The 26,996-nt window shown below is 56.1% G+C and carries 22 protein-coding genes; 11 read left to right on the top strand and 11 right to left on the bottom strand.

Going from position 1 to position 26,996, the window contains the following annotated elements; translation table 11 throughout:
- Positions 1 to 158 precede the first annotated feature (158 nt).
- From C8N36_RS08140 to C8N36_RS08105, 8 genes are all read left to right on the top strand, one after another.
- Positions 159 to 1,139 carry an AAA family ATPase gene (locus C8N36_RS08140; RefSeq protein ID WP_097804224.1) on the top strand — a complete coding sequence of 327 codons (981 nt, stop codon included), beginning with the start codon at positions 159 to 161 and terminating at the stop codon, positions 1,137 to 1,139.
- Complete coding sequence (locus C8N36_RS08135; RefSeq protein WP_097804223.1) at positions 1,140 to 2,102, top strand: DUF58 domain-containing protein; 963 nt, start codon at positions 1,140 to 1,142, stop codon at positions 2,100 to 2,102.
- Positions 2,099 to 2,593, top strand: a complete 495-nt coding sequence (locus C8N36_RS08130) for a DUF4381 domain-containing protein (protein WP_097804222.1) — start codon at positions 2,099 to 2,101, stop codon at positions 2,591 to 2,593. Before C8N36_RS08135 ends, C8N36_RS08130 begins: the two co-directional genes overlap by 4 nt.
- Complete coding sequence (locus C8N36_RS08125; RefSeq protein ID WP_097804221.1) at positions 2,593 to 3,588, top strand: VWA domain-containing protein; 996 nt, start codon at positions 2,593 to 2,595, stop codon at positions 3,586 to 3,588. The genes C8N36_RS08130 and C8N36_RS08125 overlap by 1 nt, the downstream gene beginning before the upstream one ends.
- Positions 3,581 to 5,110 (top strand): VWA domain-containing protein, encoded by a 1,530-nt coding sequence (locus tag C8N36_RS08120; protein WP_097804220.1) that lies wholly within the window; start codon positions 3,581 to 3,583, stop codon positions 5,108 to 5,110. The genes C8N36_RS08125 and C8N36_RS08120 overlap by 8 nt, the downstream gene beginning before the upstream one ends.
- On the top strand, positions 5,110 to 6,432 hold the full coding sequence (locus C8N36_RS08115) for a BatD family protein (RefSeq protein WP_097804219.1): 1,323 nt from the start codon (positions 5,110 to 5,112) through the stop codon (positions 6,430 to 6,432). The genes C8N36_RS08120 and C8N36_RS08115 overlap by 1 nt, the downstream gene beginning before the upstream one ends.
- 103 nt (positions 6,433 to 6,535) lie before the next feature.
- Positions 6,536 to 8,494 (top strand): multiheme c-type cytochrome, encoded by a 1,959-nt coding sequence (locus C8N36_RS08110; RefSeq protein ID WP_097804218.1) that lies wholly within the window; start codon positions 6,536 to 6,538, stop codon positions 8,492 to 8,494.
- A gap of 322 nt (positions 8,495 to 8,816) precedes the next feature.
- A complete protein-coding gene (locus C8N36_RS08105) occupies positions 8,817 to 9,632 on the top strand; it encodes a sulfite exporter TauE/SafE family protein (protein ID WP_097804217.1) in 816 nt (271 codons plus the stop codon).
- Positions 9,633 to 9,641: 9 nt separating this feature from the next.
- On the opposite strand, the gene C8N36_RS08100 is transcribed toward C8N36_RS08105, so the two are convergent.
- Positions 9,642 to 11,300: an NAD+ synthase gene (locus tag C8N36_RS08100; protein WP_097804440.1), complete on the bottom strand. Its 1,659-nt coding sequence runs from the start codon at positions 11,298 to 11,300 to the stop codon at positions 9,642 to 9,644.
- A 149-nt stretch (positions 11,301 to 11,449) separates the two neighbouring features.
- Between C8N36_RS08100 and C8N36_RS08095 the strand changes: the two genes are divergently transcribed.
- Positions 11,450 to 12,889, top strand: coding sequence for an MORN repeat-containing protein (locus C8N36_RS08095; protein ID WP_097804439.1), 1,440 nt, complete (start codon positions 11,450 to 11,452; stop codon positions 12,887 to 12,889).
- Positions 12,890 to 12,953: 64 nt separating this feature from the next.
- Complete coding sequence (locus tag C8N36_RS08090; RefSeq protein ID WP_097804216.1) at positions 12,954 to 14,900, top strand: sensor histidine kinase; 1,947 nt, start codon at positions 12,954 to 12,956, stop codon at positions 14,898 to 14,900.
- Here the strand turns inward: C8N36_RS08090 and C8N36_RS08085 are convergent, their stop codons facing one another.
- From C8N36_RS08085 to C8N36_RS08045, 10 genes are all read right to left on the bottom strand, one after another.
- Positions 14,901 to 16,229 carry a sigma-54-dependent transcriptional regulator gene (locus tag C8N36_RS08085; RefSeq protein WP_097804215.1) on the bottom strand — a complete coding sequence of 443 codons (1,329 nt, stop codon included), beginning with the start codon at positions 16,227 to 16,229 and terminating at the stop codon, positions 14,901 to 14,903.
- A gap of 8 nt (positions 16,230 to 16,237) precedes the next feature.
- Positions 16,238 to 16,363 (bottom strand): hypothetical protein, encoded by a 126-nt coding sequence (locus C8N36_RS24675; protein ID WP_255253610.1) that lies wholly within the window; start codon positions 16,361 to 16,363, stop codon positions 16,238 to 16,240.
- A 3-nt stretch (positions 16,364 to 16,366) separates the two neighbouring features.
- Positions 16,367 to 17,662 (bottom strand): c-type cytochrome, encoded by a 1,296-nt coding sequence (locus C8N36_RS08080; protein WP_097804214.1) that lies wholly within the window; start codon positions 17,660 to 17,662, stop codon positions 16,367 to 16,369.
- Complete coding sequence (locus C8N36_RS08075; protein WP_097804213.1) at positions 17,662 to 18,882, bottom strand: formate dehydrogenase subunit gamma; 1,221 nt, start codon at positions 18,880 to 18,882, stop codon at positions 17,662 to 17,664. The genes C8N36_RS08080 and C8N36_RS08075 overlap by 1 nt, the downstream gene beginning before the upstream one ends.
- A gap of 115 nt (positions 18,883 to 18,997) precedes the next feature.
- Entirely contained in the window at positions 18,998 to 19,591 is a 594-nt protein-coding gene (fdh3B, locus tag C8N36_RS08070; protein ID WP_097804212.1) for a formate dehydrogenase FDH3 subunit beta, read from the bottom strand.
- Between the two features lie 12 nt (positions 19,592 to 19,603).
- Complete coding sequence (locus C8N36_RS08065; protein WP_097804211.1) at positions 19,604 to 22,501, bottom strand: formate dehydrogenase subunit alpha; 2,898 nt, start codon at positions 22,499 to 22,501, stop codon at positions 19,604 to 19,606.
- A 121-nt stretch (positions 22,502 to 22,622) separates the two neighbouring features.
- A complete protein-coding gene (locus tag C8N36_RS08060; RefSeq protein ID WP_097804438.1) occupies positions 22,623 to 22,808 on the bottom strand; it encodes a twin-arginine translocation signal domain-containing protein in 186 nt (61 codons plus the stop codon).
- 70 nt (positions 22,809 to 22,878) lie between these two features.
- Positions 22,879 to 23,499 (bottom strand): TorD/DmsD family molecular chaperone, encoded by a 621-nt coding sequence (locus tag C8N36_RS08055; RefSeq protein WP_097804210.1) that lies wholly within the window; start codon positions 23,497 to 23,499, stop codon positions 22,879 to 22,881.
- On the bottom strand, positions 23,496 to 24,137 hold the full coding sequence (locus tag C8N36_RS08050; RefSeq protein WP_097804209.1) for a DUF3306 domain-containing protein: 642 nt from the start codon (positions 24,135 to 24,137) through the stop codon (positions 23,496 to 23,498). The genes C8N36_RS08055 and C8N36_RS08050 overlap by 4 nt, the downstream gene beginning before the upstream one ends.
- Positions 24,137 to 24,673, bottom strand: coding sequence for a DUF3305 domain-containing protein (locus C8N36_RS08045; RefSeq protein ID WP_097804437.1), 537 nt, complete (start codon positions 24,671 to 24,673; stop codon positions 24,137 to 24,139). Before C8N36_RS08045 ends, C8N36_RS08050 begins: the two co-directional genes overlap by 1 nt.
- 374 nt (positions 24,674 to 25,047) lie before the next feature.
- On the opposite strand from C8N36_RS08045, the gene C8N36_RS08040 reads away from it, so the two are divergent.
- A complete protein-coding gene (locus tag C8N36_RS08040; protein ID WP_097804208.1) occupies positions 25,048 to 26,994 on the top strand; it encodes a 4Fe-4S binding protein in 1,947 nt (648 codons plus the stop codon).
- The last annotated feature ends 2 nt before the right edge of the window (positions 26,995 to 26,996 follow it).

The raw sequence follows: 26,996 nt of genomic DNA, 5'->3' as shown, positions 1-26,996 counted from the left end.
ATAGTGTCCGGCGCAAACATCCAATACAGCCAAGGGGTGCATAACCCCATTGTGTCGGCAGGCGAACTGCGCTGCAGACAGGCTTGATATGTGGCATGTAAATTGCTTTAGTGCGCCCAACTATTTGAGTAGAGATTTTTGGATGAAGGGATGATTGCGTGACCGCACGAAGCCAAATCGAAGACCTGAAAACGCGCATGGGCGAATCAATTATCGGACAGCGCGATGTGGTTGAACGGCTGGTCATTGGGCTTTTGGCCAATGGCAATCTCTTGATTGAAGGTCTGCCGGGTCTGGCCAAAACTCGGGCCGTAAAAGCAATGGCCAAAAACCTCGATTCGGAATTCAGCCGTATTCAGTTCACTCCCGACCTGCTGCCCTCCGATGTGACCGGCACCGAGGTCTATCACCAGACAAACGATGGCGCAGAGTTCAAATTCGACCCAGGTCCTATTTTTGCAAATATTGTGCTTGCGGATGAGATCAACCGTGCCCCCGCCAAAGTCCAAGCTGCGCTACTTGAGGCGATGGAGGAACGGCAAGTTACAGTTTCGGGCACCACTCACAAAATGCCCCCGCTGTTTATTGTGATGGCAACGCAAAACCCGATCGAACAAGAAGGCACCTACCCCCTGCCCGAAGCACAGATGGACCGCTTTTTGATGCATGTTCAGGTCAATTACCCCCCTGTCGAAGACGAGGTCGAAGTGATCCGGCTTGTCCGCCGCGAAGAACAGGCCAAGCAGCAAAAAGAATCCGGTGCCGAAAAACCGGTCGCCATTCCTCAAGATGCAGTTTTTGAAGCCCGCCGCGAAATCGCTGCTATTCATGTATCTCCTGAAATGGAACGGTATATGGCCGATCTGGTCTATGCCACCCGGACCCCCGCCGCGCTAAGCGAGGATTTGGGCCGGTGGATTGAAGTGGGGGCCAGCCCACGCGCCTCTTTGGCCTTCGACAAATGTGGCCGGACGCATGCGTGGCTCAAAGATCGTGATTTTGTGGATCCCGCCGATGTTCGCGCAGTCGCCCATGACATTTTGCGCCACCGGTTGACCCTAAGCTACGAAGCCCAAGGCGAAGGCAAAACCGCTGATGACGTGATTGATGCAATTGTTTCGCTTGTGGCGCTTCCCTAGATGTCAGGCCCTGCTGACACCCCCAACTCCGGCGAACCTTTTGACCCGCGCATCCATGTAGATGCTGCGCACTTGCGGTCGCTCAAGGGGCTGGCTCGGGCGATTTCCTTTCGGCCAAGTCAACCGGCACGCAGTATCTTGAACGGCCAACATGCGTCCAAAATCAAGGGGCGCGGCTTGAACTTCGAAGAACTCCGCCACTATTCCGTCGGAGATGATATTCGCACCATTGATTGGAAAGTTACTGCTCGCGCGGGTGAGCCATATGTGCGGGTCTATACGGAAGAACGGGATCGACCGGTGATGTTACTGGTAGATCAACGCATGTCGATGTTTTTTGGCAGCGAAATGAACATGAAATCCGTCACAGCCGCCGAAGCCGCTGCGATTTCGGCCTTTCGGATCAAAGCTATGGGCGACCGGATCGGTGGCATCGTTTTTAACGACACTGACATGGTAGAAGTGCGCCCAAAGGCCAGCCAACGCGCGTTGAACCAATTCATCTCGGTTCTGGCGAAAGCCAATTGTGCCTTGGATGCCAACACCCCGGTCACGCAACCGATGTCCATCAACACGCCCCTGCGCGCGGCCACAAGGATTGCCAAAACCGGCGGCTTGATCATGATGATGAGCGATTTCGACGGCATGGATGACGAAACGGAAAAGCTGCTCCGCACCTTGTCGCGAAACAACGATCTGATCTTGTTTTCCGTGCGTGATCCGATGTCCCACGAACTGCCAAAGGATCTGGATCTCATTTTGTCTGACGGAATTTTGCAGGCACAGGTACAAATGGGAGACAGTGTGCAGCGCCAACGTCTCTTGGATTTTTCGACAGGGCGTTTGGAACGCCTTTTGTCCTTTGCCAACAAATACGGCGTGCCTGTGGTGCCGCTATCGTCGGCGCGCGAAACCCTACCGCAAATGCTAAGCCTGCTGGGTGGATTGCGGGGCACAATATGACCGAAGAAGAGCTGTCAAAACTCGATCTTGTCCAGCTGTATGATCAGCTGGAACTGCTTGACCCACCGCCGCCAATTTCCATGGCCCCCGAAACCGTCGGTTGGCTTTGGCTAGCCGTGTTTGTCACGGTCGCCTTTGGCTATGCAGTGTGGCGCTGGCGCAAATCCTATTTGGCCAAAGCCTATCGACGGGCCGCTCTGGCAGCCCTTCGTCAAGCCAAAGATGACCCTGTTGAAATTGCTTCTCTTTTGCGCCGCACCGCACTGGTTGCCTTTCCACGGTCCGATGTTGCGTCTCTGCACGGTGCCCAATGGTTGGACTTTTTGGACAAAGCCGCCCCGAAGGTCGCGTTTAGTGGTAGTCAAGCTGGCGATCTGCTTTCCACGGCCCCGTATCAGAAGCAGCAACCCGTAGGCCCCACAAACGTAGATCTTGCCCGGATGGCGCGGCTATGGATCGAAACACATCGGCCTCACAAGGGGGCAATCTGATGCTGTCTTTTGCCCTGCCTTGGGCCTTTGCCCTTTTGCCCCTCCCCTTATTGATCTGGAAGTTCGCCGCTCCGCGCAAGGAGCGCGCCGCTGCTGTACGGGTGCCATTTTTCGCCGAAATGACCGAAGCGCTTGGCACGGTTCCATCGAATGGCGCGATTGTGCGCCGGCGCGGGGCTTGGCAAATGCTTTGTGTGACTTTGTGCTGGGTTTGCGTCGTCGCTGGATTGGCCCGCCCTGAAATGCTAGGCGAACCAATCGTCATAGAAAAAGCCGCGCGGGATCTTATCCTGGCCGTCGATATTTCGGGGTCTATGGACGAACGTGATTTGAAAACCCCCGAGGGCCAGCCCTTGCAGCGCTTGGATGCCGTGAAATCCGTGATCAATGATTTCATCGCCAATCGCGAGGGCGACCGGATCGCGCTGATTGTCTTTGGATCAAGCGCATATCTGCAAACGCCCTTCACCGAAGATCTGACAAGTGCCGCCGAATTGATGGATCAAACCGAAGTCGGCATGGCCGGACCACACACAGCAATAGGCGATGCGATCGGCCTGTCATTGCGCACCTTTGAGGCCAGTGAAATTGATCAAAAACTGCTGATCCTGCTTAGCGACGGGGCAGATACCAACAGCCGGATGAGTCCCCTGAATGCCGCCGAGATTGCCGCCGAGAAAGGCGTAACAATCTATACAATCGGAGTGGGCGACGCCAATGGCACCGGCGAGCAGAGAGTCGATCTTGATGCTTTGGAAGGCATTGCCAAACGGGCCAGCGGACAGTTTTACTTTGCCGATGATGCCGAAGGTTTGGCGCAGATTTATGCCGAAATTGACGCGCTGAACCCCCGCGTTGTCGACACGTCTACCTTTCAACCCCGCGACCCTATGGGATTCCTTCTGTTTGCGTTGGCGACGGTTCTTGGGCTTGTTGGACTGTACTTGGGGACATTTTTGACACGTCAAAGCGCACAAAGGACACGCAATGTTTGAGGCGCTTGGCGACTGGATCGGCGTATTCCACTTTCTGCGCCCGCTTTGGCTTTTGGCCATTCTGCCGATTGGTTTGATTTGGTGGCTTTTGCGGCGGCGCAAGACCAAGGCCGATGACCCCGCCAAGGGGCTGGCTCCGCATCTGGCAAAGGCGCTGACCGTTGGCGCATATTCAAGCCAGCGTATCACACCGCGCGACAGCGCCGCGATCATCCTGCTTTTGCTGGCAATCGGGGCCGCGGGCCCGACATGGACCCGCTATCCGAACCCTTTGTTGGCCCAAACGGCACCGCTGATTGTCGCACTCAAAGTAACCCCATCGATGACCAACACCGATGTGACACCAACCCGCCAAACCCGCGCCACGTTCAAAATCCTTGACCTGATCGCCCGCCGCGCCGGAGCCAAGACCGCGCTTTTGGCCTATTCTGGCAGCGCCCATCGCGTCACCCCGCTGACCGAAGATCCAAACATCATCCGCACTTATCTTGAGGGACTTACCCCCGAGATTATGCCAAATGCCGGGGATCGCGCCGATCTCGCACTCGGGCTAGCGCAAGTTGAGCTGACCAAGTCAGAAACTCCCGGCGCGATTTTGGTTGTTCTGGATGACTTCAATCCAGCCAATGTTGCCGCCTTTTCCGAGGCTGCGGCTGACCGGCCGCCCGTGATATTTTTCGTGATCGGCCCGCAAGCTTCGGAGCTACCACAGCTTAGCGGGATTCCAAATTCGTCAATTGTGGACCTCACGCCAGATGACAGCGATCTGACACAAATCGAACGGCGCGTGGTGTCAGCTTACCGCGATGCACTTTTGGCTGATACCTCGCAAACTTGGGATGATCGCGGCTGGCTTTTGGCCTGGCCTGCCGCCCTTTTGTTGCTGCTGTGGTTCCGCCGCGGCTGGGTTGTCCAATGGGTACTAGCCTTTGCCCTCATTCTCCCAGCGGCACGCCCCGCCCACGCCGAAGGTTGGGTTGATTGGTTCTTCACGGCCGATCAGCAAGCACAACGCGCATATAACAACAAAGATTTCGCCGAGGCTGCCGAGCTGTTTCAAGACACCGATTGGCGCGCCTACGCCCAGTTTAAATCTGGCAAATATGAAGAGGCGTCCGAAACCTATAGCTTTGTGGAAACGGCTGACGCCGCCATAGGCGAAGGCCTTTCCCATCTGCGCAATCGCAAATACCGTGACGGGGTCCGCGCCTTTGAAAAAGCCCTTGAACGCGACCCGGATTCGGCCATGGCGAAACATAATCTAGCCGTGGCAAAAGCGATCGTTGTCTATGTAGAAAACACACAATCGCAATCGGCAACCGGAGATGTCGGCCCCGGCGCGGATAACACCGTGTTCGACAACGAAAGCGGCAAAGGTCAACAGGTCCAAATTTCCGCAGACGACCAAGATTCGCTTTCAACCGGTCTAACGACAGAAGACTGGATGCGGGCCGTCGACACCAATGTGGGTGATTTCCTATCGACACGTTTCCGTCTTGAGCAAGCGCAGGGGGACGAATAATGCGGATATGGGCCCGAACCCTTGCTGTTTTGACTTTGTTTTTGATCGGCAGCGCCGGTGTGGCCGAAACGCCCAAAGTCTCAGTCGACTTTGAAGACGAACCCGTGATTGTCGGTCAACCTTTCATCCTGCGGCTCAAAGTATTGGTTCCGACCTTCATGCCGCAACCGCCGGTATTTCCAACCTTTGAGACACCGGGCCTGATCATCAAACTCCCGTCCCGATCGACTTCGCCTATTAGCGAAAAGATAGATGGCGCGTCATGGGCTGGTGTCAGCCGGACCTACAGGATCTATCCAACCACTGAAGGCAAGATAACTCTGCCGATCCAAGATGTGGTGATAACATACAAAGATCCGGACAGCAGCGAAGAGCTGCGCCATGTCGAACCCTCTCCTGAGATTTCGTTTACCGCAACTATTCCAGATGATGCGCGCGAATTGAATCCAATGATTTTGGCCGACGGATTGCAGATCACCCAAGATTGGGAGGCACCTGAAGGTCAGCTTGCCGTTGGCGACGCGGTTGTGCGCCGTCTCAAGGCACAGATTACCGGCACCTCTGCGCTTTTTGTGCCGGATCTGCTCGATACCAATCCGGTGACAATGACACCCGAAATGCAACCCGACACGCCCCAAGACCCTGATGCACCCGAAACTGCCAAGTTTGCGACCTACCCGCAGGAACCCACGTTGAACGAAAGTTTCGACAGGGGTATTTTGTCCGGCACACGCACTTTGCAGGCGACTTATATTGCACAGACCGGCGGTCAGGCCGAGGCCCCTGAAATCATCTTGTCTTGGTACAATCTGAAAACCAACGCTATAGAGACGATCACCCTGCCGGGCCGGCCATTTGATGTCGCGCCGCCGCCGCCAGAACCCTTTAATCCTGATCCCAAGGACATCGCCAAGGCCATCCTAGTTGGCCTTCTGGCGATTGTCGCAGCATGGGCGCTCAAGCAGTTTGTATGGCCGCGCGCGATTGCGTTGTCGGACAAGGCCAGCCGTGCCTATCAAAACACCCCACGTGCCGCCCGCACTCAGGCTGTGAAGGCTGCGCAATCCAAAGACTTGACCCGCACCCTTGCAGAACTGACAGTTTTGGAAAAACGCATCGGGCATCAAGACCCGTCAGTGACGGCCGCATTGCGCAGGCTGACCGAAACGCTTTACTCAGGTCCAAGTGCTCCGAATGCACCGTCTCAAGAGTGGCACAGATTGGCACAGGCCATCGGCAAGACAAACGCGCCCCTGCATCTTCGCAAAACCGCCCCTGCCCTACCTTCGTTAAATCCAACATCGAAGTCACCCGGCGCTTAGTTTTGGCGAACACCATTTTTTGACCATATCCACAAAAATGTCTGTTGCCTCTCGTTGCGGCAGCAAGGATCATTGCGCTAAATAACCCCACAGGACCCGTCTCATGCCATTTCTAGTAGAATTTCGACGCACATTGCGCTGCGCGGCTGTGGCTTTGGCGGCAGTTGCCTCTGGCGCTTCGGCCCAAACCGCCGCAACCCCTGACTATGTTGGCTCTGAAACCTGCACCGCCTGCCACCTCGAAGAGACCAAGGACTGGAGCACATCACATCATGCCAAAGCATGGACACCCCCAACCGCTGAAAACATTCTAGGCGATTTCGAAGATGCCTCGTTTGAACATAAAGGCGTCACGACGCGGTTCTTTCGCGATGGTGATGTATTTATGATCGAAACTGACGGTCCCGATGGCGAGATGACAGAGTATCCTGTAGCAGGTGTGATCGGGATTACACCGCTTCAGCAATACATTCTGGAAACGGCACCGGGGAAATTTCAATCCTTTGATGTCGTTTGGGATACCGAGGAACGCCAATGGTATCACTTGTATCCCGATCAGGATCTGCCCGCATCAAACGGCCTGCACTGGACGGGCCCTTACAAAAACTGGAACGCCCGCTGCGCCGAATGCCACGCAACCGGATTTGAGAAAAACTTTGATCCGGCCACCAAGTCCTATGCAAGCACCCAAACGGAAATTGGCGTCGGATGCGAAAGCTGCCACGGCCCCGGGTCAACCCACAATGCGATGGCCAAGGAAGGGTTCAAAACACTCTTGGCGCCAGAAGGCGGATTGTCGTCATACGGGTTTACGGTTGATTTGGAATTAGGCGGGGAAACCTTGATCCAACAATGCGCCGGCTGCCATTCACGCCGCGAACCTTTCGAAGATGGCAACCCGCTGCCCGGAACCCCATTTCACGATGCCTATCGTCTGAGCACATTGCGAACCAACCTATATCATCCAGACGGTCAAGTCCTGGATGAAGTTTATGTCTACGGCTCGTTTGTCCAATCCAAAATGTATGCCAAAGGTGTGACCTGCAACAATTGCCACGACGCCCACACAGCCGAGCTTGAGGCAGAGGGCAACGCGGTGTGCACGCAGTGCCATTCCGAGGCCGGTAATCCCGATTTTGCGTCACTTCCATTAAAAACCTATGACGACCCCAGCCACCATTTTCATGCCGAAGGCACCGAGGGGGCACAGTGTAAAAGCTGCCATATGATCGAACGCGATTATATGGGCGTCGACGGGCGGCGTGACCATTCATTCCGCGTACCGCGCCCCGACCTGACCCTAACCACCCGCGCACCAAACGCCTGCAACGATTGCCACAAGGACAAAACCGCACGCTGGGCCAGCGAGGCTGCCGAACGTTGGTATCCCAACAGCGCACACCGTGTTCCGCATTTCTCTTCCGCCATTGCGGCCGCACGCACCGACCTGCGCAACAATACTGAAAACCTGATCGGGATCGCGGAACACACAGAGCTGCCCGGCATTGTTCGCGCAACAGCCTTGGAAATGCTGACGCCAGCCGCAAACCCCGAAATCGCAACTCGGCTAGAGCCGCTTTTGGCGGACCCTGATCCAATGGTACGCGCCAACGCCATTGCCGTTCAGCGCGGAGCCCCCGAAACTGAAAGGTCCGTCCGACTGGTGGGGTTGCTGGCTGATCCGGTCAAATCGGTTCGAATTGCTGCCGCACGCAATTTTCTTGGAATGCGGATCGCACGACTGCCCGACCGGATGAACCGCGACTTGCAAAACGCGACGACCGAATGGCAGCAAACACTTTTGGCCAAGGCGGATTTCCCTGAAACCCAGATGGTTTTGGCGGGAATCGGTTTGACCACGCGCAATATGCCAGCCGCGCTGGGGGCATTCGGTGATGCCGTCGCTCTCGATCCGCAATTGACCCAAGCCTGGGTTATGATGGTGCGTATTCATGCCGCCCTGGACGATCGGGACATGGCGATTGAAACGATTGACGCGGCAATTGCCGCCAATCCGGAAAGTGTTGAGCTCAGCTTGATGCGGGTCGATCTGCTGCAATAACCAAAGGGGGCTTTTGCCCCCTTCGACGTATGTCATTTCGGGCGATGTGGTCCTGCCCCGTCGGCTCTGTTGTTTTGGCAGGGAGGATCGACCCGACCGGCGCAGTACGTTCAAACGCTTTGCCAATCACCTATGGCCACCCCATTTTATTTGCGATTCCTAACAGATCACGCTGCGCCACCCGATTTCAAAATGGTCCGCAATCGCATTGGACCTGCCATCGCCAAGCGATATTTTTGACCCGAATGGAAGACACGCTATCCTAACGTGAAGCGAACCGGTATGCATCGCCGGAACGACCACTGACTTGGGAACTCCGGAAATGGCTGACTTCTTTTTGCTCGCTTCAGGATTGGCGGTTGCCGGTCTGGTTTCAGGCCTGCTGGCCGGCCTATTTGGAATCGGAGGCGGCGCAATCCTTGTGCCGATGTTGATCTTCACCTTTCCACTGCTGGGCATTGATCCTTCATTAGTTGCGCATATGGCGGTAGGGACATCCCTTGCAATCATCATCCCGACCGCCATCAGATCGTATAAGGCACACCGCAACGCCGGTGCTGGCAACGAAACCTTGCTAAGGCGTTGGGTGCTGTGGGTGCCCTTCGGAGTTGTCACAGCCTCACTTATTGTCGGCTACGTGTCGGGAGATGTCTTGCGCGTGGTCTTCGTCGGCATCGCACTGATTATCGCCATAAAGATGCTGTTTAACCGCGACAGTTGGACCTTGGCCGAAGACCTTCCATCACAGCCCGTCACAAACGGCGTCGGGTTTGGCATCGGGTTTTTGTCCACATTCATGGGAATTGGCGGCGGCAATCTGAACAACTTGTTTATGACCAGCTTTGGCCAATCCATTCACCAGGCGGTTGCGACGTCAGCTGGCCTTGGTGTGTTGATCGCGATCCCAGCCACATTCGGCTACATCTATGCCGGTTGGGGCGTAGAAACATTGCCCCAATGGTCACTAGGTTACGTCAACCTACTGGCGGCGGCCCTTGTGATCCCGTTTTCCATGCTATCGGCCCCCTTGGGCGCACGGTTTGCGCATAAGCTGTCCAAACGAAAGCTGGAGATCATGTTCGGGCTGTTCTTGCTGGTTGTCATCGCCCGCATGGGCGCTGACGTTGTTTTGGGCTAACCTGACCGGTCAGCTGTTGTCGCGCCAGCGGTTCACAATCGGATAGCGTCGGTCGAGCCAGAACGCATGTTTCGTAAGACGCGGGCCCGGTGCCGACTGAAACCGCTTGTATTCGCTGATATACAGCAGGTGTTCGACCTTTTTTGCATCCGCCCGGTCAAAACCCGCCGCAACACAATCGGCAATTGAGCCATCGCGATCCACCAGAATCTGCAAAATTCCGTCCAGAACCGGATAGTCAGGCAGGCTATCGCTGTCTTTTTGGTCATCGCGCAGTTCAGCCGAAGGCGGTTTGGTGATGATACGATCGGGGATTACTTCACCGGACTGACCCGCCATCCAAGACCGGTGATTCTCATTGCGCCAACGGCATTGATCAAACACGCGGGTTTTGTACATGTCCTTGATCGGATTATAGCCACCCGCCATGTCGCCATAGATCGTGGCATATCCCACCGCGACTTCGGATTTGTTGCCGGTCGTCAGCAGCATTTCGCCAAACTTGTTCGACAAGGCCATCAACAGCAACCCGCGCAGACGCGACTGGATGTTTTCTTCGGTCAAATCCGCCTCGGTTCCGGCAAACAGCGGCGCAAGCGTGTTTGTGATGGCTTCGCGTCCTTCCGCGATGGGCACATAATCGTAGCGGCACCCAAGATTTTCAGCCAATTCTTTGGCGTCTTCCAAAGACTCAGACGACGTATATTCGGAAGGAAGCATCACACAGCGTACGTTTTCTGCCCCCAACGCATCAACCGCAACGGTGGCCACAATGGCAGAATCGATGCCACCGGACAGGCCCAACAGAACCTTGGAGAATCCGGTTTTGCGCAGATAATCGCGCAAGGATTCCACCATCACACGGTAATCTTGCTCCCAATCATCGGGATGCTTTTCAAACGGCCCCTCCAAGGCGCGCCATCCATCCGAGGTGCACTCCAGATCAACATGGGCCACCACCACTTCGAAGACCGGCAATTGCAGCACAATCTGGCCACCCGGATTCAAAACAAAAGACCCGCCATCAAAGACCTGATCATCCTGACCGCCGGTCATATTCAGATAGATCAGCGGCAATTCGGTTTCGACCACACGGGCAACCATATGGTTCAAGCGTGTTTCAAACTTGTTACGGTAATAGGGAGATCCATTCGGAACCAGTAGGAACTCAGCACCGGTTTCCTCAAGGGTTTCAGTTACATCCTCGTGCCACGCGTCTTCGCAAATCGGGGATCCGATCCGGACACCGCCAACGTTATAAGGTCCGGCCGGTGCCCCCGAAGAGAATATCCGCACCTCGTCAAAGACGGTTTCATTTGGCAAATGATGCTTGAGCACATGGCGGATCACCTTGCCGCCCGAACAGATGAAATAAGCGTTATACAGGTCGGTCCCTTCGATCCAAGGTCCACCAATCGCCAGAACAGGACCATCGGCACAATCCGCAGCCAATTGTTCGATCACCTTGATCGCATCGACATGAAACGCCTGCTTCATCACCAAATCCTGGGCATTGTAGCCGGTGATAAACATCTCAGGCAGGGCCACCATATCGGAGCCCGCTTCTTTACCTTGCTGCCACGCATCACGCGCTTTGGCGGCATTGCCGTGCAAATCCCCGACGGTGGGGTTCAACTGTGCCAGTGTCAGACGAAAACGATCGGTCATCAGGTCTGCCCTCTTTAACGCATTTCGAACCTGAAATAGCAGATGCGCGGCTGGTGAAAAGCGCAATGACCAAAAGAGATTGCCCATACCGCCCGCCTTGGGTACGTTTCGTCAACTCAAAAGGCACCCGAACCGGGAAAGTGACGCGCATGAAGACCGCAGGCATTACCACTCTGATCGTCGCAGCATCGCTGTTGGCCGCGCCGACCCATGCGCAAGACGATCAGGTTTTGACCAAACAATACGACGATGGCGGCGAATACGAAGGCACGTTCCTAGACGGGTTGCAGCACGGCACCGGCACCTATCGGCTGCCAAACGGATATGAATACACTGGCGAATGGGTCGAAGGTGAAATCAAAGGAGCGGGCGTCGCCCGTTTTCCCAATGGGTCGGTCTATGATGGCCAGTTTGCAAAAGGCAAACCCGAAGGGGTCGGGAAAATAACCTTTGCCGATGGTGGCACCTACGAAGGCACATGGCGCGATGGCAAGATCACCGGACAGGGCATTGCGATCTATGCTAACGGTGTTCGCTATGAGGGCGCGTTCCGCAATGCGCTACACCACGGTCGCGGCACCATGACCTCTCCCAATGGATATTTATACAACGGCGATTGGGTCAATGGCGTCAAGGAAGGCGAGGCCAAGATCTCCTACCCTGATGGCTCTGCCTACGAAGGCCGCGTTGCCGACGGTGAGCGAGAAGGCCAAGGCAAGCTCATCATGCCCGACGGGCTGACCTACGAAGGCACGTGGCGCGACGGACAGATTGATGGGGCGGGGAAATTGACCCAGCCCAACGGGGATATCTACGAAGGTCAATTGGTTGATGGTCGCCGCGAGGGCACTGGCAAGGTCACGTATGCCAATGGTGACATCTATGAAGGTGAATTCAACAACGATCAACGCCACGGGTTTGGCAGCTTTTCCGGCACCGATGGCTATCGGTACGAAGGCAACTGGGCCACCGGCCAGATCGAAGGGCAGGGCCAAGTCACCTATCCAGACGGGTCTGTCTATGTAGGCGCATTCAACGGCGATTTGGCCAATGGGAAGGGGAAAATCACCTATCCCGACGGGTCAACCTTTGATGGCGACTGGGTTGACGGCGTGATTCAAGGCCGCGGGGAGGCCACATATGCAAACGGGCTTGTCTATACCGGCGAATGGGTAAACGCCCGCAACAACGGCTTTGGCATCATGACCTACCCGGACGGATACCGCTATGAGGGTGACTGGAAAGACGGCCAGCGTCACGGCGCAGGCAAAGCAACATATCCGGACGGCACCTTATACGAAGGTCAGTTCCGCGACGGCCAACGCCACGGCCAAGGCATCATCACCATGGGCGGCGGATTTATCTACGACGGCAATTGGGAACGCGGTGAAATCAGCGGTCAAGGGACGGCAACCTATGCCAATGGCGACGTCTACACTGGCAGCTTCAAAAATGGCAAACGTCAGGGCACAGGCACCATGCGCTATGCAACGGGCGAAGAAGCCGATGGCGACTGGGTGAACGGCGCGCTGACCGGCAAACCTCAAACGGAAGCCGAAGACGATGCCGCCCCTGCAACGGACGAATAACGCCGCATTTGCGCAGTCCAAGACTGATCGATAAGGTATCCGACAACCCATAGCCGGAGCCCCCATGTCGTCTGTCCGACTGCGTCTTTTGATTCTCGCTCTTTTGCCGCTCATTGTGCTCATGCCCTTGTTGCTTTTGATGGGTATGACGCGCTGGACTGCCGACTACGACAAAGTCTTGATTGCCAATGTCGAAAGCGATTTGCGCATCGCAGAACAATACCTTGCACGGCTTATGACAGGAACCGGACGGGATCTGCTCAGCGTTTCGGAGTCCACCGAATTTGCGGCGCTGCTGGATCGCCAAATCACTGCCCGAAACGCCTATTTCGATGCCAAAAGGAACGCGCTGGGGTTGGATTTCCTCTATTTTTTACCCAGTGACAAAGTTGAAAGCGCCGCCAGTCAATGGCCGGTCATTCGGTCGGCGTTGAATGGCATGCCCAACACTCAAGTGGATATTTTCAGCAATGCCGACCTGAATGCTCTGTCGGACACCTTGGCAGAGCAAGCCCGTATCGACCTGATCGACACAGAAGCCGCGATCCCCTCCAACCGCACTGTGGAAGACCGCGGGATGGTCGTTCACAGTGCAAGCCCCGTGCAGATTCCCGGACACAACGGCGTTTTGGTCGGCGGCATTTTGCTGAACCGCAACCTTCAGTTCATCGATACAATCAACGCATTGGTCTACCTTAACGCCATCACCGGCGGTGAACGGCAAGGGACGGCAACACTGTTTCTTGACGATGTCCGTGTGTCAACCAACGTGCGCCTGTTCGAAGACGTCCGCGCCTTGGGCACCCGTGTTTCTGGCGCGGTGCGTGGCAAGGTTCTGGATCAAGGCCGCACATGGCTTGCACGGGCCTTTGTGGTTAACGATTGGTACATCTCAGGCTATTTGCCGATCACCGACAGCTTTAACCGGCGCGTTGGCATGCTGTATGTGGGCTTCCTTGAGGCCCCCTTTGCCGCTGCAAAACGGTCCGCTTATATCTGGATGATGGTTGCGTTTGGCGCAGTTCTCGCTCTCTCTGCTCCGGTGTTCCTCTGGCTTGCCAAAGGCATTTTTGCGCCGCTAGAGCGCATGAACCAGACGATGAAAAAGGTCGAAAAGGGCGATCTGTCAGCCCGCAACGGCAATATCGGAACCCGCGATGAAATCGGCCAAGTTGGAGCCCATCTCGATAGTCTGCTCAATCAAGTACAAGACAGAGATCAAAAGCTTCGGGCCTGGGCGGACGAGTTAAACCAGCGTGTCGACAAACGCACATCGGAATTGCGCGATGCCAACGACAAGTTGGAACAGACTTTCAAGCAGTTGGTGATGTCTGAAAAGCTGGCGTCGATCGGGGAAATCACGGCAGGCGTTGCGCATGAAATCAACAACCCCGTCGCTGTAATCCAAGGCAATGTTGACGTGATGCGGGAAACGCTTGGGCCCCATGTTGAAGACGTGCGCACCGAATTGGATCTAGTCGATCAACAGGTGTCACGGATTGACGCTATTGTAGGAAAGCTGCTGCAATTCGCCCGTCCCGGAGAGTTTTCCGGCTATGATGAACTCACCTTTCTGGCCCCGGTCGTTTCCGATTGTCTGGTTCTGGTCGAACATCTGGTGAGCAAAGGCAACATACGCGTGGATCTGGCCCTGAACGAAGCCCCCACCGTGCGCGTTGATCCCGGAGAAATGCAACAAGTGGTGATCAATTTGATCGTCAATGCCATTCAGGCCATGGGGGATCATGGCACGCTGTCGATTTCTTTGACGACAGAACCCCGCGAAGGGAAGGACGGTGCCTGTTTACGGGTGCGTGATACGGGCCCCGGCATTGCCGACGATAAGCTAACCTCTGTTTTCGACCCGTTTTTCACAACCAAGCAAGCCGAAGGAACTGGCCTTGGCCTGTCAATCAGCCAGACCCTTGTTCAACGATCTGGCGGATTGATTTCGGCACGAAACTGCGACCCGGGGGCTGAATTTATGGTATGGCTGCCAGCCGCAACCTGACTATTCGCCCCATGCGGCACACTTGCGATCCACTGTTTTGCGCGAGACACCCAAGCGCCGTGATGCTTCTGCACGGTTGCCATCGCATTGATCCAGCACATGCAGGATATGGCGCTGCATCACATAGTCCAGTGTTTCAACAGCCTGAATGCCCGTGACATTGCCATTGCCCGAAAACTCATCTGGGAATTCGCCCAAGATAACGGACCGTTCGATCAGATTGCGCAATTCCCGCACATTCCCCGGCCAATCGTAGCGACGTAACTTGAGAAATGTTTCATCGTCCAAATCTAACGCAGGCATACCTAAGACTGTCGAAAAATGGCACGTGAACAGACTTGCCAATTCGACAATATCTTCGGACCGGTCCTTCAAAAGCGGCATGTCTATCGTGACCACGTTGATACGATGGTACAGATCCGCGCGGAACCGGCCCTCTTCAACCGCACGTTCCAGATTGGCGTTTGTTGCAAAACAAAGCCGTAAATTGAGCGGAATTTCCCGTTCGCCACCAACTGGACGCACGCGCTGATCTTCGATAACCCGCAACAATGCCGCCTGAAGCGATTCCGGCATTTGCGCAACTTCGTCCAAAAACAGCGTGCCGCCATCCGCTAGCATGAACAAACCCGCCTTGCGGTGGGACGCATCTGCAACCACGCCAAATAGTTCATGCGCCAATCGATCCGGTGCCAATGCCGCACAATTCACCGCAACAAAGGGCTTGTCGGCGCGATCAGACATCTGGTGCAAAGTTCGCGCCGCAACTTCTTTGCCGGTTCCGCTGGCACCGGTGAACAAAACCGGCGTCGGAAGCGGTGCAAGTTTGTGCAACATAGTGCGTACATTGGCCAGTGCGTCGGACGTGCCCAACAGCTTGCCACGAACGTTGTCCGATGACAGTTCATGCCGAAGCAATGTGTTGTCGCGCCGCAAGTTTTTACGGTCAAGCGTACGCGACACAGCATTCAAGATCTGGTTGGCCCGAAACGGCTTTAGCACAAAATCCTGCACGCCGGCGCGTAATGCCGTGATCGCCGTCTCAAGATCTGCATAGGCCGTGATCAGAATTGTATCGGCAAAAAGCCCCATACGCCGCTGCTCGGTCACCCATTCCAGACCCGTTTTGCCCGGCATGATATTGTCAAGAATCAGCAGATCAAAATGCGCGCGATCCAGCATCTTGGTCGCTTCATCGGGTGATCCAGCTTGTTCGACCCGTTTGCAACGCGGCTCAAGGATCTTGGTGAGAAAATTGCGCATGCCTGGCTCGTCATCAATAACTAGGATCGATGCACCTTTCAGGCTGGCTCCGTATTCGTCTGCCACAGGTATCCTCAGTCTAGCCGTACACTGTCACTGGAATAGCGATCTTGCGCGGAAAAGCCTATCTCTGCCAATCCGAAATTGGCTGCAATAGCGATCACAATGGTTGCGGCGAACCCTGCCAGCATGGCTTTCATGGGTTAGTCTCCTTGAGTTGTGTTTTGTTTCAAAAAGGCAATCAAATCAGCGCGATCTTGCGGCTTTGCGATCACCTGCATGGGCATCTTCGAGCCCGGTATGTAGTGGTCTGGCCCCACGTCGAACAGGGCGTCTATGCTGTCTTCGGTCCAGACAATGTCCGACCCGTGTAGCGTCTGAGAATAGCGGTACGCCGGAACAGTTCCAGCGGCACGGCCAAACACGCCGTGCAATGTCGGACCAGCTTTGCGCGACGGCCCGTCATCTAGAGAATGACAAATCGAGCACTTGCGCATGAACTGTCGTTCACCGTTTGGCATCGTGTCCGCCTTGTGCAAAAAGCTTCGATCTTGGCCCATAGCGGGGTCGAACTCATCCAGCAAAGCCACGGGCCAGCCATAGACTATATCATCCAGGCCGCCCGCCCAAATGGTTTGGCCATCATTTGAAAACGCCAGCGCCCAAACCGGCCCACGCCGTGTGGCGCGAAAATCACGGGCAATGCGCCAGGTTTTGCTATCGATCATCATAATATAGCCCTGCCCATCGCCGACAGCAATTTGCCCCGTTTCGCGGTGGTGGGCCAAGGACAAGATCGGTCGGCGGTCGAGTGTAAAATCAGCGATCAGATCGCCTGTCACCGGATGAATGACGCGTGTGCCGCCATCAACCGCCCCATAGGCCAGCCAATCATCGGAAACGATCAGTTTGTTGATCCCAAAACCGTGGTGGACAATAGCCCGAGAGGACATGCTCTCCGGCTGCCCCTCCCAAATTCTAAGCGTTCCGTCTGAGGAGCCCGAAAACAAAGCACCGCTTGAGTGGAAAGCAACTGCGTTTACTCCCGACCGATGCCCGTACAGGACCACCGGCAAAGTCGTTGCCTGCGTGTCGTGGCTTGGTTGCATAAGATGTATCGTTCCATCCCAACTGGCCGAAGCCAACCGTGTGCCATCCTGAGAAATCGCGATGTCGCTGACCTTACCCAGGTGCTTGGTCAGCTCATGTGCCGTCTCCAAAGCCGTGTTCCAGAGCAACACCCGAAAATCATCTCCACCTGTCAAAAGAACTGGGGCCAGCGCATAGTTCAACGTTGACACCGCCGCCTCATGCCCTTCGAGCCAAGTCGGTAAGCCATCAGACCAGAGCCCAACAGAGTTGTCGAAGCTGGCCGTCGCCACCTGCCCTGCGTCGGACACGGCAATTCCCATAATCGGGCCGCCGTGTCCTTTGAGCGTGGAAAACTCTTGCGCCGCAGCTGGCAGCGCCAGACTTATGAGCAGCACAAGCAACCGCATTATTCAGCCGGCGTCACTTTTTCAGGCTTGGCATCCCGTGGGGGATCACCCCGCTTGACCAGTTCTTCGTCGAGCCAGATCGAATGGTGTTGATGGGCCCATGCCTCATCCACTTCGCCGGTGCCCATAGCATCATACGCGCCCTGCATCCCGACCGAGCCGATGTAGATATGCGCCAGCACGATAGCCATCAAAACAAAGGCCATGATAGCATGCCAAAGCTGGGCGAACTGCATTTCCTCTTGAGGCGAAAGCGAGATTGGCAAGGGTGACATACCCACCCAACCCGGCGCGCCAATGTCGTTCAGAAACGCAAAGGTTTTGGCAAACAGCGGCAATTCATATGGGAACAACAACGATACGCCAGACACGGCAATCGATCCGCCAAACACGATCACAGACCAAAAGATGATCTTCTGCCCGCCATTGAACTTCTTGGCGGGGGGGTGGTTTTTACCAATGATCCCACCAAATTGGGCGAACCATTTGATGTCGGTCCGGTCCGGAATATTGTGCCAAACCCACATGACCAACACCATGACCAAGCCAAGGATAAAGGCCCATGCGACATTGTTGTGGATCAGTTTGGACGCAGTCAGCAGCGTTGAGTTGAAATCTTTGCCCAGATACGGCGCGATAAACAAACGGCCCATTAGAACAAACAGGCCCGTGAATCCCAGCAGGATAAATGAACCACCCAACACCCAATGTGCAAAGCGTTCGATAAACTTGAAGCGTGTGACAGTGCGGCCAGTCATCGGCTCGTCTATAGCGATCTTGCCGCGTGTCAGATAAAACAGGATCAACGCACCGATAGTGCCAAGCAACAACCAGCCGCCATAGGTGACCAACGGGCCTTCACGGAAATTTAACCACCACATGCCGCCATCTTGGACCAGCGTTGTTGCCCCGCTATTGCGGGCGGCAGTCGTAACATCGGCCGAACCATATCGTAGCGCGCGCCACAATTCAGGATCAGATGCGCCGCCTAGCGTGCCCAGCTGCGCTGCGCCGGGATCCGCGCTGGCGTCGCCGGTGTTGTCACGGCGATAGCTGTCGTCCACGGTCTCGCCCCGTTGGCGGGCCATGATGTCCTCAAGCGTTGTCGCGCCGCCCGTGGCAGAGCGATCGGGTGCAGATGTACTGGTCACCTCATCAGCTTGTGCGACAGTGGTGGTCAGCAACAGCGATAAGACAAGTGCGAGTGCCATGCGCAGCATGTGTCACCCTCCTTGGAGAATTTGAATTCGAATAAGGGAACGGGCCGGTCTTGGAACCCCAAGACCGCCCCGAATGATAGGTGCTGGGCGGGAATAAACCCGCCCATCCAAAGCGTCAGCCTGCCTTTTGCTCGTAGGCAGTGCCCCAGCCCCAAGCACCCGAGCCGAAGCCGCGGGAAACGACACGCTCGCGGTAGATGGCCGACACAACATCGCCATCACCGGCCAGCAAGGCCTTGGTGGAACACATTTCCGCACAAATCGGCAGTTTGCCTTCTGCAATACGGTTGCGACCGTATTTGGAGAACTCTGCGTTCGAGTGGTTTTCTTCAGGTCCGCCGGCGCAGAAGGTACATTTGTCCATCTTACCACGGGAGCCGAAGTTGCCAGCCTGCGGATACTGCGGCGCACCGAAGGGGCACGCATAGAAGCAATAACCACACCCAATGCACAGGTCCTTGGAATGCAAAACCACACCGTCTTCGGTCTGGTAGAAGCAATCTGTTGGACAAACGGCCATACAAGGCGCGTCTGAACAGTGCATACAAGCCACCGAAATCGAACGTTCGCCGGGGTTCCCGTCCTGGATCGTTACCACGCGGCGGCGGTTGATCCCCCAGGGAACTTCGTGCTCGTTCTTACATGCGGTGACGCAGGCGTTACACTCGATGCAGCGTTCGGCATCACATAGGAACTTAGCTCGTGCCATATTCCGGTCTCCTTATGCTGCTGAGATTTTGCAGAGAGTACATTTCGTCTCCTGCATTTGGGTGACACTGTCGTAACCGTAGGTTTGGGCCGTGTTGGTGCTTTCGCCCAATACATACGGATCAGCACCGTCAGGGTACTTGCTCCGTAGATCCTCACCTTGGAAATGACCACCAAAGTGGAACGGCATAAAGGCAACGCCTTCACCGACCCGATTGGTAACCATTGCCATGACTTTGACTTTGCCGCCTTCAGGACCTTCGACCCAGACCTGCGCCCCGTCACGAACACCAAGGTTGTTGGCATCGCGTGGGTTGATCTCGACGAACATGTCCTGCTGAAGCTCGGCAAGCCAAGCGTTCGAACGGGTCTCTTCACCGCCGCCTTCGTATTCAACCAAACGACCAGAGGTCAGGATGATCGGGAAGTCCTTGGAGAAGTCGTTCTTTTGGATCGACGCATACATGGTTGGCAAGCGATAGAACTTGCGGTCCTCGTAGGTTGGGTAGTCCGCAACCAGATCGCGGCGTGGTGTGTACAGCGGTTCGCGGTGCACAGGCACCGGATCCGGGAATGTCCACACAACAGCGCGGGCTTTGGCGTTCCCGAAGGGCGCACATTCGTGCTTGATTGCGACACGCTGGATACCGCCCGACAGGTCGGTTTTCCAGTTGGTTTTCGGACCGGCGACAGCGTCAATCGAGGCACGCTCTTCGTCAGTCAGATCACCATCCCAACCCAGATCCATCAACATCTGCATGGTGAATTCCGGATACCCGTCCTGGATTTCCGAGTTCACACTGTAGACGCCGTCGGCCAGCAGGTTGTCACCGTCACGTTCCACGCCAAAGCGTGCACGGAAGGTCAAACCACCTTCAGAAACCGGCTTGGACATGTCGTACAGGTTCGGCGTACCGGGGTGGTTCATTTCCGCGGTGCCCCAGCAAGGCCATGGCAGACCGTAGTAATCACCATCAGCCGCGCCGCCAATAGCCTGCAGCGTTGTTCTGTCGAACGTGTGCTGGTTGGCCATGTGCAGTTTCAGGCGGTCAGGTGTCTGGCCCGTATAACCAATGGTCCACATGCCTTTGTTGATCTCAAGAAGCGTCTCTTCGACGTTTGGCGTAATGCCATCTTCTTCAAGGCCAATGTTGCGGAACAGACGTTCGTGGAAGCCGAACTTTTGCGCAAGCAGGCCAATGATTTCCTGGTCTGGCTTGGATTCAAAGAGCGGGTCCATGATCTGTTCACGCCACTGAAGCGAACGGTTGGACGCAGTGACCGAGCCATATGTCTCGAACTGTGTTGCCGCAGGCAGCAAATAGACGCCATCTGTACGGTCGTGCATAACAGCGGAAACAGTTGGGAACGGGTCAATGACGACCAACATATCCAGCTTTTCCATTGCTGTTTTCATTTCCGGCCCGCGTGTCTGCGAGTTGGGTGCGTGACCCCAAAGAACCATGGCCCGGACCTTGTCTGGGTTGTCCATGTTTTCCGGATCTTCAAGTACGCCGTCGATCCAACGCGACACCGGAATACCGGTGAGGTTCTGAAGCGACTTTTCCTTGCCGTCGGCACCAGTTGTCTTGGCAAACTGATTGCCCAACCATTCGCCGTCTTCTTCCCAAACACGCGCCCAGTGAGCCCATGCACCATTGGACAGGCCATAGTAGCCCGGCAATGTGTGCGACAGAACACCAAGGTCGGTAGCACCTTGAACGTTGTCGTGGCCACGGAAGATGTTTGTGCCACCACCCGAGGTGCCCATGTTGCCCAGCGCCAGCTGAAGCACGCAATACGCGCGGGTGTTGTTGTTGCCGTTGGTGTGCTGCGTACCACCCATACACCAGATTACGGTGCCGGGACGGTTGTTCGCCATTGTGCGGGCAACGCGGCGCAGCTGAGAACCGGGCGTACCAGTGACACGCTCGACTTCTTCAGGTGTCCACTTGGCGACTTCTTCACGGATCTGATCCATGCCCCAAACACGGGTGCGGATGAACTCTTTGTCCTCCCAACCGTTTTCGAACATGTGCCACAAGATACCCCAGATCAACGCAACGTCTGTACCGGGACGGAAACGAACATATTCGTCCGCATGGGCCGCAGTACGGGTAAAGCGTGGGTCACAAACGATCAGCGGAGCGTTGTTTTGCTCTTTCGCCTTCAAAACGTGGAGCAGCGAAACGGGGTGCGCTTCGGCAGGGTTACCACCAATGATAAAGATCGCTTTGGAATTGTGGATGTCGTTGTACGAGTTTGTCATCGCACCGTAGCCCCAGGTGTTCGCAACACCGGCAACTGTGGTTGAGTGACAAATACGCGCCTGATGGTCCACGTTGTTTGTGCCCCAATAGGCAGCAAATTTGCGGAACAGATAGGCTTGTTCGTTGGAATGTTTGGCCGAACCCAGCCAATAAACGCTATCCGGGCCACTTTCTTCCCGGATATTCATCATGCCGTCGCCGATCTCGTTGATCGCCTGTTCCCAGCTGATGCGCTTCCATTCTCCACCCTCTTTTTTCATAGGGTATTTCAGACGGCGTTCACCGTGCGCGTGTTCGCGAACAGCGGCCCCTTTGGCGCAATGTGCACCAAGGTTGAACGGGCTGTCCCAGCCGGGCTCTTGCCCAACCCAAACACCGTTCTGCACTTCTGCCACGACGGTACAACCGACCGAGCAATGCGTGCAGATGGATTTCTTGGTCTCCACCGTGCTGGATGCGGCTGTCGCGGCCGAAGCCTGCTGAACCGTACCGCCAGTGGCAGCAATCGCGGCCAGGCCGCCAATCGCCAGACCTGATCCGCGCAAAAAGGCGCGGCGGTCTACTGAAGCGTTCGCAGCTTCAGACAGGATACTGGTCCGCTGGGGGCGTCGCGCAACCCCGTTGGTCTTTTTCCTAAGCATGTTTCTCTCTCCCTTGCGTGCATGGGTTTAAACCCCAGCTTGCTTGGTATTGCGTAAGATCTTTCGGGCAGTCGGGCGTCACGCAACCAGTTGCCGAAAGGCGGGTATGATCACGTCCGGTTCAGAACCGGGCGGAATCGAAATAGGCGCGGGTGTGCGCGGTATCTTGCATCTTGTCAGATGCCAGATCAGGCGCGGCGGCTTCTGCCTCACCTGTGCCGGCCGCAATCGCCAGTGCCGCTACGGGCGCTGTGGTTCCAGCCATTTTCAAGAAATCGCGGCGGGATGCCTTGGTTTCTTTTGTCATCTTGGGAAACTCCCCTTGATGTGTTCTGACGGTTTCCCGCCACTCGAAATGCCCTGAGAACAAGGCAGGATCATTCACCACTCAACCGAAAGGCTTCGGTTTCGATTTCCATAAAGGCGCGGCCAACAGTGCCGACCGACGCGTAGAAAATCGAATTCTTTGCCCCCTCTAGGTCAGCAAAGAAATGCGAAGCCCAAGGGCCGATGTGCCGATTAAAGAAGGTCTTTTGTTCGTCCAGCGTTGCCGGGTTTCCGAAACGGCCCACAACCAACGCACCCATCATTTCCATCAGGCTGGCGATATTGTCTTCGGGTTCAAAAACGTTCTTCGCCCTCTCCAACCCGCGCGCGACCATATCGCGGCGCAGCTGAGCAAGCGGCTTTTCGTTCAGAAATCCGGTCAGGTAATAGGATGCATAGGGCAGCAATTCACCACGCCCCAGTCCGATGAAAAGCTTGTTATATTCGCTTTCGACAGCCTTCGGTTTGGTGATCTTTGCCACTTTGGCAAGGGTGCTGATCGCCTTGCCCAGTTCACTGTCATCCCCGCTTAGACTGGCGGTTTGGGCAAGCAAGAGTTCATCCGGCGGACCCGCAAGGATCAAGCCAACGAAGTTGTAAAGGTCAGCACGCAGCCGATCCTCTTGGGCGATTTGGGGGGCGGTCTGAGTGGTGTCCACTGCTGCGGTCATCCTGTCCTCTGGTCGTCAAATGTGAATGTCATGCGGCGCGAGCCCGGCATAGGGGCTGTGGCTGCGTCCTCGGGGGCGTCGTCCCATTCTGGCTGGAACGGTTCCTCATCTTGGGCGGATTGCGCAGCAAAAGCCAGCACAGCTTCTTTGTCTTGGGGTTGGGGCGGGCGAACCGGATCAATTGCCGGTTCTTCAATGTCTTGCTCTGACTCTGCATCAGCGTCTTCCGCGGCAGCCTCTTCTTCGGCCTGACGCGCCAACTCCTCGACGTGGGCCATCATGCCTTTGCCGACCTGATAGGCGCTTTGCATGTTCTCGACGCACATCGCGGCATCGGTAAAATCTTCACCATAGTCGACCAATCCATCAATATTGGCCAATAACGGGTTCACAGACCACAAACGCCGGAGCGCACGGGTCTTAAGCCGCGCAGGAATCGCATCACCCATGAATTGTTTAAAATCAGCCCCTTCGCCCAAGCTGTCCGGATCAGGCAGACCCAGCTGCTCCAACAGCTCTTCGTCTGTCTGTTCGGCTTGAACCGCCTCAACGTCGGCTTTAACGATCGCCTCTTCGGCTTTCACCTCGGCGATGGCTTCTGCTTCTACAGCGGCTTTGCGGCGCGACCAAAGATCCATCACTGCAACCTCGCTTTTTTACGGCCGGTGGGGGACCGGTAGACATCGGCTGTCTGCGCAATACGCGCATCTCCAATACCGTCCTCAACCATATCCGTCCGTTTCTTGTCGCGGCGGCGCTTCACGAAAACTTCGTCTTCGTGGAATTCCTCTACAAAAGCGCGCACCCAAGCCATCAGACCGATAGGCATTGGAACCTTTTCAACCAGCTCTTCGCCACTGTCTGTGTAGTCTTGTGCCTCGTAGGGCGAAGCTGTGACTAGCAACATATCTAGAGGGCAATCGCCTTCGCCTTCGCGCATCACGACATAAATGCTGGGAACCTTGGCTGTTAGCCCGTGTAAATACGCTTCGGTCTCGGCTCCGTGCAGTTCTAGCGTTAGGGTGGCTGCGTGGTATTCAATTGCTTCACCTTCGCGGCGCATCTCGCGGAATTCCGCAGGGCCTGCCCCCGGGAGAACGGCGACAGCTTTCCACACCCAAGGCACCCAGCGCGTTACGCCCGGCGTCTTTCGAAGAACAACGCCCAGCGGCATTGCCTCATACATTTTAGGATTGTGGATCAACCCGGATGTCCTCCCAATTGATCTAACCTTGCGGCAAGCGCCCGCCCGTTCAAAGCCTTGATTGAAGCCAAACGGTATTCTTTGGTATTCTGGGACAATTTGGGCAAGCCGCGCGTTGGCAAAGGTCCATGTTGGACGAATTGTCTAATCTGACCAAAACTATAGGCTTTATTCCGTGACGTCACTCCGGCGAATCATCGGTGCGAATCACCTTCAACTTCAGCCCGCGCGTTTGCCTTTGGCAAAATAAAACCGGTTGTCGCCGACAGCGAATCAAGTCTACGCTTTGCACCGAATGGGGAAAATTTCAGGCCGGTTCTGGCCAGAATTAAAGTGGGGAAAATATGCCTAAGTCTCTGATTACGTGTGATTGTATGGGGTCAATGCAATTGGATACTGAGGGGCTCAAGCAATCCACCGGACTAGAGGTCTCAAAACCCTGCCAGACCCTGTGCACCACCCAAATTGACCGAGCCGTGAAGGCGCTTGAGGAAGGTGATGCAATTATTTGTTGCACCCAACAGTCTCAGGTGTTCGAAGCTCTGGCCGAGGAAATCGGGCAGCCCGATGCCCCCCTTTTGGACCTGCGTGATCGGGCCGGATGGAGCGAAGATACCGCCTCGAAACTGCCCAAAATGTCCGCCCTTGCCGCCGAGGCCCTATTGCCCGCCTCTCCCGCTAAGACGCGTGATGTTATTTCCGAAGGGCTGTGCCTGATCACAGGGCCAGCTGAAACAACGCTGGCCGTGGCAGAGCAGTTGCAAGACTATCTGAGCGTTACTGTTCTTTTGGACCACGCCAAGGATGTCCCGGATACAGCCAAATTTGACGTTGTTGTTGGCCGTCTGCGCAGGGCCTCCGGTGCCTTGGGCCAGTTCGAAGTGGCCATCGACGCCCTGCAAATGCCAAACCCAGGTGGCCGTGGCCCCAGCCTGTCCGACCCGCGCGATGGCGGGAAGTCCATGTGTGACATTTTGCTAGACCTAACAGGCGGCACACCGCTTTTCCCGGCGCCCGAAAAACGCGAAGGATATCTGCGTGCAGATCCGGCGCATCCACCATCGATCTCGGCGGCCATTTTAGCCGCATCGCATATGGTTGGCACATTCGAAAAGCCACTTTATGTGCGGGCCGAACCCTTGCTGTGCGCCCATTCGCGGGCGGAACAAACCGGCTGTACCAACTGCCTTGATCTATGTCCCACCGGCGCGATTTCCCCGGCAGGCGACCATGTCAGCATCGATCCAATGGCCTGCGCAGGGTGCGGGGCCTGTTCGGCGGCATGCCCGTCGGGAGCCATCAGCTATGATGCACCGCCTGTCGATCTAACGATGCGCCGCGTTCAAACATTGGCCAAGGCCTTTCTGGATGCAGGTGGCACCGCGCCGCGTTTGATGGTCAGTGACGCCCATGGTGCCGAAATGGTGCGCCTGTCCGCACGTCACGGACGCGGCTTGCCCGCGGATGTCATCCCGATGGAAGTCCCGGCCCTGAACTTGTTCGGACATGCCGAAGCCGTTGCCGCCCTTGCCGCCGGATTTGCTTCTGTCACATTGCTGCCCGGACCGGCGACCGACCGCCAAGCGCTGGCGACCCAAATTGCCCTAGCAGCGGCCATCGGCGGCGCTGGCAGCGTTACGCTTTTGGACACAACCGACCCAGACGCGATGTCCGATACGCTCTACGCCGAAGCCGCCCCTGCCCCTGTCGCCTCCCCAATTCGGCCCATGGGCACACGCCGCCAAATCACCCGCCAAGCCGCCCGTGCGCTCAACCCCGACGCAGATATCCTACAGCTTCCGGACAATGCCCCCTATGGCGCGGTTGAGATCAATACCGACAGTTGTACCTTGTGCCTGTCATGCGTGTCGCTCTGCCCGTCAGGGGCGCTTGGCGACAATCCTGACCTGCCGCAGCTCCGGTTTCAGGAAGACGCCTGCCTTCAGTGTGGCCTGTGCGCCCATGTCTGCCCGGAAGACGCAATCACGTACAAACCGCAACTGGATTTGACCGACGCCGCGCTATCGCAGCGGGTTGTAAACGAAGAAGAGCCCTTTGCCTGCATCCAGTGCGGATCGCTGTTCGGGGTGAAATCAACCATCGAAAAAATAACGGAAAAACTGGAATCGCATAGCATGTTCCAGCGCCCCGATGCGCTTAAGATGATCCAGATGTGTGACAACTGCCGCGTCGATGCGCAGTTCCATGCGCAAAATAATCCGTTCGAAGGCAAGGAACGCCCAAAAGTCCGCACCACCGAAGATTACCTGTCAAAACGGCGCGATCACTAGGG

Source organism: Pelagimonas varians (assembly GCF_003208435.1).
Classification (GTDB): domain Bacteria; phylum Pseudomonadota; class Alphaproteobacteria; order Rhodobacterales; family Rhodobacteraceae; genus Pelagimonas; species Pelagimonas varians.
The sequence above is the reverse complement of the archived record's forward strand: the minus strand, read 5'-3'. Positions and strand labels throughout refer to the sequence as shown.

Excerpts from the sequence above, each read along its gene's own strand:
- C8N36_RS08110 (WP_097804218.1), top strand. The coding sequence starts at position 6,536 with ATGCCATTTCTAGTAGAATTTCGACGCACATTGCGCTGCGCGGCTGTG.
- C8N36_RS08105 (WP_097804217.1), top strand. The coding sequence starts at position 8,817 with ATGGCTGACTTCTTTTTGCTCGCTTCAGGATTGGCGGTTGCCGGTCTG.
- C8N36_RS08125 (WP_097804221.1), top strand. The coding sequence starts at position 2,593 with ATGCTGTCTTTTGCCCTGCCTTGGGCCTTTGCCCTTTTGCCCCTCCCC.
- C8N36_RS08045 (WP_097804437.1), bottom strand. The coding sequence starts at position 24,673 with ATGCCGCTGGGCGTTGTTCTTCGAAAGACGCCGGGCGTAACGCGCTGG.
- C8N36_RS08080 (WP_097804214.1), bottom strand. The coding sequence starts at position 17,662 with ATGCGGTTGCTTGTGCTGCTCATAAGTCTGGCGCTGCCAGCTGCGGCG.
- C8N36_RS08060 (WP_097804438.1), bottom strand. The coding sequence starts at position 22,808 with ATGACAAAAGAAACCAAGGCATCCCGCCGCGATTTCTTGAAAATGGCT.
- C8N36_RS08055 (WP_097804210.1), bottom strand. The coding sequence starts at position 23,499 with ATGACCGCAGCAGTGGACACCACTCAGACCGCCCCCCAAATCGCCCAA.
- C8N36_RS08090 (WP_097804216.1), top strand. The coding sequence starts at position 12,954 with ATGTCGTCTGTCCGACTGCGTCTTTTGATTCTCGCTCTTTTGCCGCTC.
- fdh3B (WP_097804212.1), bottom strand. The coding sequence starts at position 19,591 with ATGGCACGAGCTAAGTTCCTATGTGATGCCGAACGCTGCATCGAGTGT.
- C8N36_RS08130 (WP_097804222.1), top strand. The coding sequence starts at position 2,099 with ATGACCGAAGAAGAGCTGTCAAAACTCGATCTTGTCCAGCTGTATGAT.
- C8N36_RS08135 (WP_097804223.1), top strand. The coding sequence starts at position 1,140 with ATGTCAGGCCCTGCTGACACCCCCAACTCCGGCGAACCTTTTGACCCG.
- C8N36_RS08095 (WP_097804439.1), top strand. The coding sequence starts at position 11,450 with ATGAAGACCGCAGGCATTACCACTCTGATCGTCGCAGCATCGCTGTTG.
- C8N36_RS08115 (WP_097804219.1), top strand. The coding sequence starts at position 5,110 with ATGCGGATATGGGCCCGAACCCTTGCTGTTTTGACTTTGTTTTTGATC.
- C8N36_RS08040 (WP_097804208.1), top strand. The coding sequence starts at position 25,048 with ATGCCTAAGTCTCTGATTACGTGTGATTGTATGGGGTCAATGCAATTG.
- C8N36_RS08065 (WP_097804211.1), bottom strand. The coding sequence starts at position 22,501 with ATGCTTAGGAAAAAGACCAACGGGGTTGCGCGACGCCCCCAGCGGACC.
- C8N36_RS08100 (WP_097804440.1), bottom strand. The coding sequence starts at position 11,300 with ATGACCGATCGTTTTCGTCTGACACTGGCACAGTTGAACCCCACCGTC.
- C8N36_RS08120 (WP_097804220.1), top strand. The coding sequence starts at position 3,581 with ATGTTTGAGGCGCTTGGCGACTGGATCGGCGTATTCCACTTTCTGCGC.
- C8N36_RS08075 (WP_097804213.1), bottom strand. The coding sequence starts at position 18,882 with ATGCTGCGCATGGCACTCGCACTTGTCTTATCGCTGTTGCTGACCACC.
- C8N36_RS08050 (WP_097804209.1), bottom strand. The coding sequence starts at position 24,137 with ATGGATCTTTGGTCGCGCCGCAAAGCCGCTGTAGAAGCAGAAGCCATC.
- C8N36_RS24675 (WP_255253610.1), bottom strand. The coding sequence starts at position 16,363 with ATGAAAGCCATGCTGGCAGGGTTCGCCGCAACCATTGTGATCGCTATT.